Raw genomic sequence first — 10,182 nt, 5'->3', positions numbered from 1 at the left:
GCTATCTGAAAATAAGCACACGTAATACATACCCATCCAACACCTACCATCTAGGTCAGGCGAGCTAGTGACTCCCAACGCTAAAAAAACATATTGATTAAAATTATAGTGTTCTTATTTCACGAGCAGGGTTACCCGCAACAACTGTATTTGCCTCTACATTTTTAGTAACGCCCGATCCCGCAGCAATAAAACTGTTACCCAAAATGATATGGGTTTGGTCTATTATCAATTTTTTTTAGAAAGTCTTTTAAGTATTCAGCTAATTATCAATTGGCATCAAGTACTATAGACTTGCTCCATCTTGTATTTACATACCTCACAAAGGGGAGAAAAGCATGTCTCATCAGATTATTAAAGACTTACATAACCGTTATACGGCTAAAAAGTACGATGTGAACAAACGTATTTCATCAGCAGATATTGACGTAATTAAAGAAGCTATTCGCTTGTCTGCTTCTTCGATCAACTCTCAACCTTGGAAGTTTGTATTGGTAGAAAGTGACGAAGCAAAGCAGCGTTTACACGATACATTTGCTAACAAGCATCAATTCAATCAACTTCATGCAAAAGAAGCATCGCATACGCTGTTATTAGCTTATGATCCTAAATTTACTAAGGAGAAGTTTGTTAAACGTGTGGATGTCGAAGTGAGCTCTGGTCATTTACCAGCAGAGTTACGTGAGAGCTTTATGGGTGCTTATGCTTTTGCAGAAATGAATACAGATGAAAATGGCTATAATGGCAGCTGGACTAAAGCACAGGTTTACCTAGCACTGGGTAACATTATGCATACACTGGCGCGTTTAAATATTGCATCTACACCCATGGAAGGTGTTGACCCAGAGTTAATTGGCGAGAAGTTTAGCGAAGAGCTAGATGGCCATATTTGTGAAGTGGCACTTGCAATGGGTTACCCTGTTGAAGAAGAAGACTGGAACTTTGGCAAACCTAAAGCGCGTTTACCAGTTGAAGATATTATTGCTACTGTATAACGTGTTGCTATAAGTTAATTAGCCGAGAATCTTCTCGGCTTTTTATTTTTAGAATAAACCATACGCTTGTGTTTCTTCGTCTTCCTCTTGTGCTAAATGATCAGGTCTAAATATTGCGCTAGGATCTATTAAAACACTGTGTTTTTCGGCTAACTTTATTAGCCCTCGCATCATGCCTTTGGTTTGCGGGTCTATATCAAAGCCTACTTCGGTTAATTTATCGAGTGGCTTAATGTCTTCTTTTTTATAATCTATATTGTCCTCTACTTTATCTACTAGTAACCCGATATGTGGGTTGAGCCCGTCTTTAGTAGTAAAAACAATAATAGGTTTATAGTCGAGTGTTATTTGCTCTTTTGCCGCATCAAACAGTCGTTGCAATTGCATAAAGCTATTGCGCTTTATACTCGCTACATATTTACTGGCTTGTTTATAGTCCTGCTCGCTATGAGCACTAACTGCGTGATCTGTTGCTGTAACTAGCGCTTGAAAAGGCTCATCAAATTTTTCTATGATAGTTTTTAGGTCACTGTTGTCGGTTTTAAACTCTTTATAAAATACGGCGATGTTGTGCAGCTGAATTTTATCGTTCGTTATTATCTGACTCTGCTGCGCGATGCTTTTTTCAAATTGGCTAAACCAATCATTAAGCGAGGCTTGCCAGGTTCTTAGCTCATTAAGTGCTTTTTTATTACTTTGCTCTGTAGAGCTGCCATTTAAAATAACACCTAGGTCGAACACTGGCGTAGGTGTTTCCATGTAGTCTTTTACACCAATAAAGCTCTTATTGTTATTTGGCAATGTAGTGAGGTTATTATCAAACCGCTCGGTGAGTAAAATATCGAGAATTTTAAGTGAAATGGTTTTACAGCCCACTTGAAAGTTTATGAATTCCATACCTTTATCTTTAATTGCCTTGTAATGCTTTAAGGATAGAACAAAATGGATAAATAGCTTAAAGGTTGAGTGGTTTTTTAATTAGTGATTTAACAGCGAGTTTAAATTGCTGCTCTAATGCTTTTCTCCCACTTAGGCGGTGTTGTTTGATTAGCTGCTCATTATTGTGGTTTTGTAATACCATTTGTATCAGCAAGTGGCGATCTTCACTTTTAGTTGCCATTAGGCAGGACGGTGAGTGGTTAAATAAATACCATAGTTTTGGCGCGGTATTAAAGCGATTTATTGCACTAATTGCAGTGTTAATAGGTGGGCTGGGCACGCTAGATTCATCGAGAAATTTACTTATTAGCTCACTGACTAACTCACTGTCGAGTTGGCTAAAGTGCGTTAATAAACCATAAAACAAATCACTTTTAAATTGCTGAGCTAAGGTATGTAAGCCCTGCGGGGATGTGTCTAATGCTTTAACAACAAGGGCTGAGTGCTCACCGGTGCTTTTATCTCGCTGATAACCTAGCTTAACAGTACTAAAGCCTTGAGATTGCCAAAAATGTAAAAGCCCGGCTGTAGCCCCAAAACTTGCACCTATATAACTACAGGTGGGTGTTAGCTGATGCTGGCAATGCGCTAGCAATGCTTTACCTACGCCTTGTTGGTGCAGGTTAGGTGCAACAGCTATACGAATAACGCGTGCGCTTTGTTTTGTTAAATAGCTTGGCTGTGCGCTTAATTGCGCGAGTGATTGTGCCATTAAATGCCCTTGTGGGCGCCGCTCACCACTGATTACTTGCTTAGCTAACTCTGCATCCATACCGCCCTCAACAGCTATTAAACACACTCCCACAACATGCATGTCGCATCTACTAATAAACAGTCTTTGCGCTGGGGCATCAAGTAAGTGGCGTAAATCGTTAACACTGCTTTGATAATGGGCAAGTGCGAGCAGCGCAACTATTTGCTGCAGTAAAGACTCATTATCAACGAGTTGCTGTTGAGTGACTTCAACGTGCTCAATGCTATTTAATGCGGGCGGGTATTCTTTATATTGTGCATCTAAAGCAAAGAGTGTGCGTACATGTTGCTCAAGAGGGTCGCTATTGGCAAAACGTATAGGGTCTTCTAAGTTTACAACTTTTGCCGCTTTGTAATTTGCTTTAATATGTTGCGTAAAACGAATGGTATAGCCTCGGCCATTACCCTCGTAACCTACCAAGGTGCTTGCAAAGACTATACGCGGGTAGTGCTTTAACATGGCGAATAGTAGTGGTACAGGGATTGCGGCGGCTTCATCGACCAGTAATAGTTCACATTGCGGCAACTGATTAAGCAGTGCATCTGGGGCCATGTATTGTAAATTAGCTAAATGTTTTTGCTGAGCCTTGTATTCAACCTGTAAGGTTTTAGCTAAATGCTTAAAACAGCTATGGGTGGCTCTGAATTGTGTTGCGCATACAATGATTTTTTTATCATGTAATGCTGCGGCTGCAAGACCAAGCGCGGCTGATTTTCCTCGCCCTCTGTCGGCATTAATAATTAAAGGCCTGTTCGCGCGGCCTGTGGCCACCTTAATTATTTGTTCAACGCATTGTTGCTGCGCCTGATACTCAATTTTATTCGTTACATTGCTTTTGATCGGCGGCTGTTTAAAGTCAGTGTGTTCATCAAAGTGTATGACGGGTAGCGTTTGTAAAAGGCGAGAAAAACGTAAATTAAAATAGCTTTGCCGATTACTACTTCCATGAGATTGCACGCTTTTAAGTGCAGGGTCTTGCCAAGAGGCTAAACTTTGTAAGTCAGGCAGTAATAAAAATAACAAACCGCCTGCTTTTATGGTACCGGCAAGGGCAGCAAATTTATCGGGGTAAATGCCACTAAAGCCATCATAAACGGCATGAATAAACTCTTGTCCAAGTAGTTCATGGGTATGCTCAGGCCAACTTGAATTAGCAATGCCGCTGTTTGACAGCAGTTTTACATTATCTGAGTCTGTTAATGTGCTTAGTAGCTCGTAGCACCAAGCGGCTTGGCCTGTGATAAGTACTAACTGACGATGTTTTGCGTCAGTTAGTTGCTGTGTTAATTGTTCAACATAGTGCTTATACAGCTTGAAGTCGTGCATATGCGGTCACTAGCCATTTGCTGCCAAGGTCGTCAAAGTTAACTTGTACACGCGATTGTGCGCCACTGCCTTCGTAATTTAGCACAGTGCCAATACCAAATTTAGCGTGCAGTACACGTTGACCTAAGTTAAACCCACTTTCTTCAAAAGCTGCATGGCTTACTGACGCGCTAAAGCGCCCAGCAGCAGGTGGTCGCGATACCTGCGTTTTAATACGAATTTCTTCTACGCAGTCTTCGGGTATTTCGCGTAAAAATCGCGATGGGCTGTGGTATTTCTCTTGGCCGTATAAACGGCGGCTTTCGGCATGGCTTATGTAAAGCTTGTCCATTGCACGGGTCATACCCACGTAACAGAGGCGGCGTTCTTCTTCTAAGCGCCCTGATTCTTCATTACTTTGCTGCGATGGGAACATACCTTCTTCAACGCCCACCATAAACACAAGTGGAAACTCTAATCCTTTAGCAGAGTGAAGAGTCATCATTTGTACAGCGTCTTCGTGCTCATCCGCTTGGCCTTCACCAGATTCAAGCGAGGTGTAGGCTAAAAAGCCCTGTAATGGTGAGCTAAACTCTTCTTCTTCAGGGAGCTCGTACTGATCGCATGCACTGATAAGCTCTTCTAAGTTTTCTACGCGAGCGCGGCCTTTTTCGCCTTTTTCAGCTTGATACATAGCCATTAAACCAGACGTTTGAATCGTGTATTTGGCTTGCTCTTGTAGTGTAAGGTCGCTAATTTTATCTTCTATGTGTTCGACCAACTCTACAAACTTTGTAACAGCGCTTGCCGCACGACCCGATAAATGCTGTTGTTCAACAATTGCTTTAGCCGCGTACCAAAGAGGCAGCGACTCAGCACGCGCACAGTCGCGTATATGGCTAAGAGTTTTATCGCCAATACCGCGCGCAGGGGTGTTAATTACACGCTCAAATGCGGCGTCGTCTTGGCGGTTTCCTACCAATCGTAAGTACGATAGCGCATCTTTAATTTCTTGACGTTCGAAGAAACGCATACCGCCGTAAATACGGTATTTTAAGCCTTCTTGAAGCATGGCTTCCTCGAGTACACGAGATTGCGCGTTACTGCGGTATAAAATGGCGGCGTCTTGCAGCGCATTACCGGCATTTAACCAGCTGCGTAGCTTACTACTTACAAAGCGGGCTTCGTCTAGCTCGTTAAAGGCTGCATAAATTGATATCGGCTCGCCTTCGTTGCCATCGGTCCACAAGCTTTTACCCATGCGCTCTGCATTATTTTTTATAAGCGCATTAGATGCTTTTAGAATGGTTGCGGTTGAGCGATAGTTTTGCTCAAGGCGAATAGTTTCAGCATTAAAGTCTGTTAAAAAACGCTTTATATTTTCTATTTTAGCGCCGCGCCAACCGTAAATACTTTGGTCATCGTCGCCTACAATCATAATGCTTTGCGTATCGCCTGCAAGTAGCTTTAACCATGCGTATTGAATGGTATTGGTATCTTGGAATTCGTCTACCAGCATGTGGGCAAAGCGCTGCTGGTAATGGCGAAGTAGCGTAGGGTTATTTTTAAGAACCTCGTAGCTACGTAGCAGTATTTCTGCAAAATCGACTAAACCAGCGCGGTCACATGCTTCTTGATAGGCTGCATATACACGCAGCATCATTTGCTCGTTTATATCGTAGGCTTGAATATCTTTAGGACGCAGGGCTTCATCTTTCTTAGCGCTGATGTACCAGCCAAATTGTTTAGCTGGCCATTTTTTATCATCAATATTCATTGACTTTAATAAGCGCTTGATCATTCTTAGTTGATCGTCAGAGTCTAAAATTTGAAAGGCTTCTGGTAGGTTTGCTTCACGATGATGAGCGCGCAAAATACGGTGTGATAAACCATGGAATGTACCAATCCACATGCCTCCCACGGGGGCTTTTAGGGTTTCTTCAACACGGGTGCGCATTTCTTTAGCGGCTTTATTAGTAAAGGTAACCGCAAAAATACTATAAGCAGAAGCTTGCTCAACCTGCATTAACCACGCGATACGATGAACTAAAACACGTGTTTTACCCGAACCAGCACCTGCTAATACCAGCATGTTTTGTAGTGGGGCTGCAACGGCATCGCGTTGTTTGTCATTTAAGCCATCGAGTAATTCAGAAACGTCCATCGTTACGCCTTTTCAATCAATAATGAGAGGGAGTATAACAGGTGTTTTTGTTAGGCTAAATAAAATACTGTTTTTATGAACAGCTATTCTAAAAATACTTGTAAAACTAATTGCTTAGCTGTTTATTTATGCTGTTAAGTAACTGTAATTAAGAATAAAAATAATCAAATTGACCTATATTTAGTAAAAAACACTAAATCAGTTATTTTGTGCTAGTTTAACTAATTGATTTTTAAGCTTTAAAAAATTGGCATAAAGTGTGATAGTAAGTAAATAACTAAAATTTAAAATTAATTAACTACAGAGGTAAGTATGGCTGATCAAGGTTCTGGCGGTAATGTAATTGCGGCGTTGTGTAATATATTTTTTCCTGGTTTAGGGCAACTGGTACAAGGGCGTATTTTAGCTGCTATCTTCTTTGCGCTAGCTATTATAATTAGTTACGCACTTATTTATGTATTGGTAGGCTTTGTACTTGTGCCTATTATTTATTTATGGTCGATTATAGATGCTGCACGTTTTAGATCGCGAAGTTAGCTTTTATGCCACCTATTTAAATAGCGCCCATTGGCGCTATTTTGCGTTTTAGGGGCGGTGTTCAGGGCTATTTATGGGTATAATTAGTGCATTAGCGTTTTATAAGTAAAAATTATGGAATATCAATTTATACGTGACCCTATTAGCGGGCTGCGCATTAAAATAAGCAGCGAGCATGCCCTAATTGGCCGCTGGTTAAATGAAGAAATTGGCAAAGAAAAAGTGGCGATGGTACAAGCACTTATCAACTCAGTTAAAACAAGCTACGAGCCAATAACGTTAAAAGGCCAAGAAATAGACTTAATACTCTCTAAAGACGAAGCCTTATTTGAAGCCCATGCCCTACACCAAGGCAGTGAAGACTTAGTTGCCTATCAAGATGATGACTTAATGCTTGAAGAAAATGGCCTAGTGAGTGGTTGTGGCTTTGAAGATTTTATAGATTTAATTGAATCTTGGGCTGACTTTAGCGGCTCAAAGTAAAACCAGAATTATTAAAATAGTGCTGATGCATTGCGCTTTTTTTATCTGTACTATTACACCAATCAAAAACGTCAGGAATGAATATGTCTGCCAATTTAAATAAGCTAGTCGTTATGCTAGAAATGCAAAATGCCATGAATACTAAGGTTCATGAGCAATGGTTTAGCCAAGGTTTTGAGTGGTATAGAGCCATTTGGGTAGAGTGTGCAGAAATGCTAGACCACTACGGTTGGAAGTGGTGGAAAAAGCAAACCCCAGATACTGAGCAAGTCATTTTAGAATTGGTTGATATATTTCATTTTGGTTTGTCATTAAGAATCGATGGAACAACACCCTACGAAGAATTAGCTAAACAGTTGGAGAAAGAACTTAGCGCGCCTCAAGCCGCAGAAGATTTTAAACAAACGCTTGAAGTATTAGCCGCTTCAGCAGTGGCTAACAAAACCTTTAACGCTGCTGCATTTGCAGGGTGTATGGCGCAAATAGGGATGGATATTGACGATTTATACCGGGGTTACGTAGGGAAAAATACGTTAAACTTTTTCCGCCAAGATCATGGCTACAAAGATGGCAGCTACATTAAAGTGTGGAACGGTCAAGAAGATAACGAGCATTTGGTTGAAGTCGTAAAAAGCCTTGATACCGAACATGCCGACTTTGCAAAGTTAGTATACCAAGGTTTGGAAGCTCGTTACCCAAAAAGCTAATTATATAATAGTGCGGTAGTCGGTTACGTTTAAGTAATCGGCTATTACATTATGTGGTTGCTTACTATCAGGGTTAGCAACCGCAAGTAAATGTTCTATGCCGTATTCTCGGGCTGCATTTAAAACAGGCACACTGTCATCAACAAACAAAGTGCGCTGCTTATTAAACCCTAAGTCTTTTTGTACTTGATGCCACAAACTTTGCTGCTCTTTACTCACGCCGTATTGGTGAGTCGACACCACGCCATCTAAATAATTATCTATCGCGGTGTGTTCAAATTTGAGCATGACGTTTTCAGGGTGGGCGTTAGTTAACAAAATCAGCTCTTTACCTGCTTTTTTTAACTCAGTTAAAAAGTGAGGCACATCTTCGCGTACTTTTATTAGGTGTTGGGTTTGACGTTTTAGTTCCATTATCGGCAACTTTAACTGTTCTTCCCAATAATCTAAACAATACCACTGTATTTGGCCACTTACCGCTTGGTAGCGTTTGTGCATATCGGCTTTTGCTTCATCAAGGGTGATATTGCGAGTGCGTGCAAGTTGTTCTGGAACAACGTTAAGCCAAAAGTGACTATCGAAATGCAAATCGAGTAATGTTCCGTCCATATCAAGTAAAACGGTATCGATTTTTGACCAATTTAGCATGGGCTTTTCCTTGTGAAAAGTTTATGATTAAGCACAACTGCCATGATAGCAAAATAACGCCAATGACACAGAAAAAGCACCCAACTCCACCGCAAATTATTAGTAATAATGTAGTTGCTAAAAGCCGTTTATTTACTGTTGAATCATTAGAGCTTAAGTTTTCTAATGACGAAGAGCGCCAGTATGAGCGAATACGCGGCGGTGGCCGTGGGGCTGTAATGATTGTGCCAATAACTGCGGACAACGAAATGCTACTGGTACGTGAATATTGTGCAGGCACGAACGACTACCAATTAGGTTTTCCTAAAGGCTTAATAGACCCAGGCGAAACGCCCCAACAAGCTGCAAACAGAGAGCTTAAAGAAGAAGTGGGTTTTGGCGCTGAATTTTTTGAGCCATTAAAAGTAGTATCAATGGCGCCAAGTTACTTTAACGCAACTATGCATATTTTATTTGCTAAGCAGCTATACCCGCAAACGTTAGAAGGGGATGAGCCTGAACCGCTAGTGGTTGTTAAGTGGCCATTAACAGATTGGCAGTCATTATTAGAGCAAGACGATTTTACCGAAGCTCGCAGTGTTGCCGCTTTGTTATTATTAAATAAGTATTTAGCGTCTGGAGCTGCAAATGAATAAACTACTAGAGCCTTGTATAGAGCTTGCACAACGAGCAGGCGATGCCATTATGGCTATTTATAAAAAAGATGATATTGGCCAACAAGAAAAGTCAGACGCTACGCCCGTCACAAAAGCAGACTTAGCGTCTAACGATGTGCTCGTTGCAGGTTTAAAAGACCTTGCGCCCGAGATTCCTATTATGTCAGAAGAGACGCCTATTCCGGCACTTGCCCAAAGACAAGACTGGCAACGCTATTGGTTATTAGATCCGATGGACGGCACGGGCGAGTTTATTTTAGAAAGTGGTGACTTTGCCGTTAATATTGCGCTTATTGAAAATAACCACCCCGTTTTAGGTGTGATCCATTGGCCAGCAAAAGGCATTACTTACTTTGCTACTGCTAATCAGGGGGCATTTAAACGAGAAAATGGTAGCGATACAAAAATGTCGGTAGCAACACCCGATAACCTAACGCTAGCAGTAAGCCGTAGACAAAAAATTGAAGCGGTCAGTCAGTATTTAAATACGCAATTTGCCACTATTGCTGTAGGCTCGTGCTCGCTAAAAGCATGTATTGTTGCCGAGGGTAAAGCTGACTGCTTTTTACGAATTGGCCCTACTGGCGAGTGGGATACCGGCGCGTCACAAGTGATTGTAGAAGAGGCGGGCGGGTGTATTACCGATGCAGAGTTTAACCCGCTTACATATAACCAGCGTGAGAGCACCGAAAATCCAGATTTTATTGTGATGGGACACCCAGATTGGGAGTTTCAAAAAATGATAAGCCCGCATCAAAGATAGCGATTTAAAGAGTGGTTTGATTGCTTTTTGTTCGGTTGAACGCAATTAACGAGTGAAAGCCTTGCAATATAAGTTTATTCCTATATTATAGCGCTCTCTTCGAAACAGGCTCGTTATTAACACGAAACTATTTCAAAGAAATTACAGGCGCGGGATGGAGCAGCCTGGTAGCTCGTCGGGCTCATAACCCGAAGGTCGTCGGTTCAAATCCGGCTCCCGCAACCAATTTCC

The 10,182-nt window shown here is 41.4% G+C and carries 10 protein-coding genes, 1 tRNA gene and 1 pseudogene; 7 read left to right on the top strand and 5 right to left on the bottom strand.

Translation table 11 applies throughout. The annotated features are described in order from the left end of the window. Positions 1 to 103 precede the first annotated feature (103 nt). A pseudogene (locus AN389_RS20725) lies at positions 104 to 199 on the bottom strand (sugar O-acetyltransferase); the annotation flags it as partial. A gap of 139 nt (positions 200 to 338) precedes the next feature. On the opposite strand from AN389_RS20725, the gene AN389_RS19120 reads away from it, so the two are divergent. Then, positions 339 to 995 carry an NAD(P)H-dependent oxidoreductase gene (locus tag AN389_RS19120; RefSeq protein ID WP_055016903.1) on the top strand — a complete coding sequence of 219 codons (657 nt, stop codon included), beginning with the start codon at positions 339 to 341 and terminating at the stop codon, positions 993 to 995. Positions 996 to 1,043: 48 nt separating this feature from the next. Here AN389_RS19120 and AN389_RS19115 read toward each other — a convergent pair whose 3' ends face one another. The 3 genes from AN389_RS19115 to uvrD are packed head-to-tail and all read right to left on the bottom strand — an operon-like array spanning position 1,044 to position 6,157. Next, complete coding sequence (locus AN389_RS19115) at positions 1,044 to 1,892, bottom strand: hypothetical protein (RefSeq protein WP_055016902.1); 849 nt, start codon at positions 1,890 to 1,892, stop codon at positions 1,044 to 1,046. A 58-nt stretch (positions 1,893 to 1,950) separates the two neighbouring features. Beyond that, the gene (locus AN389_RS19110) at positions 1,951 to 4,014 is read right to left on the bottom strand and encodes a GNAT family N-acetyltransferase (protein WP_055016901.1); all 2,064 of its coding nucleotides are present in this window, start codon (positions 4,012 to 4,014) and stop codon (positions 1,951 to 1,953) included. After that, positions 3,992 to 6,157, bottom strand: a complete 2,166-nt coding sequence (uvrD, locus tag AN389_RS19105) for a DNA helicase II (protein ID WP_055016900.1) — start codon at positions 6,155 to 6,157, stop codon at positions 3,992 to 3,994. Before uvrD ends, AN389_RS19110 begins: the two co-directional genes overlap by 23 nt. 312 nt (positions 6,158 to 6,469) lie before the next feature. Here uvrD and AN389_RS19100 point away from each other — a divergent pair, with 312 nt between their 5' ends. From AN389_RS19100 to AN389_RS19090, 3 genes are all read left to right on the top strand, one after another. After that, complete coding sequence (locus AN389_RS19100; protein WP_004588664.1) at positions 6,470 to 6,694, top strand: hypothetical protein; 225 nt, start codon at positions 6,470 to 6,472, stop codon at positions 6,692 to 6,694. 114 nt (positions 6,695 to 6,808) lie between these two features. Next, positions 6,809 to 7,177 carry a YacL family protein gene (locus AN389_RS19095; RefSeq protein ID WP_055020477.1) on the top strand — a complete coding sequence of 123 codons (369 nt, stop codon included), beginning with the start codon at positions 6,809 to 6,811 and terminating at the stop codon, positions 7,175 to 7,177. Positions 7,178 to 7,260: 83 nt separating this feature from the next. After that, positions 7,261 to 7,884, top strand: coding sequence for a dUTP diphosphatase (locus tag AN389_RS19090; protein ID WP_055016898.1), 624 nt, complete (start codon positions 7,261 to 7,263; stop codon positions 7,882 to 7,884). Here the strand turns inward: AN389_RS19090 and yrfG are convergent, their stop codons facing one another. Further along, positions 7,885 to 8,532: a GMP/IMP nucleotidase gene (gene yrfG, locus AN389_RS19085; protein WP_055016897.1), complete on the bottom strand. Its 648-nt coding sequence runs from the start codon at positions 8,530 to 8,532 to the stop codon at positions 7,885 to 7,887. Positions 8,533 to 8,594: 62 nt separating this feature from the next. Between yrfG and nudE the strand changes: the two genes are divergently transcribed. The 3 genes from nudE (at position 8,595) to AN389_RS19070 (ending at position 10,176) form a co-directional block, all read left to right on the top strand. Beyond that, positions 8,595 to 9,167, top strand: coding sequence for an ADP compounds hydrolase NudE (gene nudE, locus AN389_RS19080; RefSeq protein ID WP_029772216.1), 573 nt, complete (start codon positions 8,595 to 8,597; stop codon positions 9,165 to 9,167). After that, entirely contained in the window at positions 9,160 to 9,951 is a 792-nt protein-coding gene (cysQ, locus tag AN389_RS19075) for a 3'(2'),5'-bisphosphate nucleotidase CysQ (protein WP_055016896.1), read from the top strand. Before nudE ends, cysQ begins: the two co-directional genes overlap by 8 nt. A gap of 148 nt (positions 9,952 to 10,099) precedes the next feature. Continuing rightward, positions 10,100 to 10,176: transfer RNA gene (locus AN389_RS19070), tRNA-Met, on the top strand. The last annotated feature ends 6 nt before the right edge of the window (positions 10,177 to 10,182 follow it).

It is taken from the genome of Pseudoalteromonas sp. P1-7a, assembly GCF_001401855.1.
GTDB lineage: Bacteria > Pseudomonadota > Gammaproteobacteria > Enterobacterales > Alteromonadaceae > Pseudoalteromonas.
Note: the sequence above shows the minus strand (reverse complement) of the source record. Positions and strands in the feature narration are given on the sequence as shown.

Bases quoted from the DNA above. Each gene is read 5' to 3' on its own strand.
- AN389_RS19100 (WP_004588664.1), top strand. From the start codon at position 6,470: ATGGCTGATCAAGGTTCTGGCGGTAATGTAATTGCGGCGTTGTGTAAT.
- AN389_RS19110 (WP_055016901.1), bottom strand. From the start codon at position 4,014: ATGCACGACTTCAAGCTGTATAAGCACTATGTTGAACAATTAACACAG.
- uvrD (WP_055016900.1), bottom strand. From the start codon at position 6,157: ATGGACGTTTCTGAATTACTCGATGGCTTAAATGACAAACAACGCGAT.
- AN389_RS19090 (WP_055016898.1), top strand. From the start codon at position 7,261: ATGTCTGCCAATTTAAATAAGCTAGTCGTTATGCTAGAAATGCAAAAT.
- AN389_RS19120 (WP_055016903.1), top strand. From the start codon at position 339: ATGTCTCATCAGATTATTAAAGACTTACATAACCGTTATACGGCTAAA.
- yrfG (WP_055016897.1), bottom strand. From the start codon at position 8,532: ATGCTAAATTGGTCAAAAATCGATACCGTTTTACTTGATATGGACGGA.
- AN389_RS19115 (WP_055016902.1), bottom strand. From the start codon at position 1,892: ATGGAATTCATAAACTTTCAAGTGGGCTGTAAAACCATTTCACTTAAA.
- nudE (WP_029772216.1), top strand. From the start codon at position 8,595: ATGACACAGAAAAAGCACCCAACTCCACCGCAAATTATTAGTAATAAT.
- AN389_RS19095 (WP_055020477.1), top strand. From the start codon at position 6,809: ATGGAATATCAATTTATACGTGACCCTATTAGCGGGCTGCGCATTAAA.
- cysQ (WP_055016896.1), top strand. From the start codon at position 9,160: ATGAATAAACTACTAGAGCCTTGTATAGAGCTTGCACAACGAGCAGGC.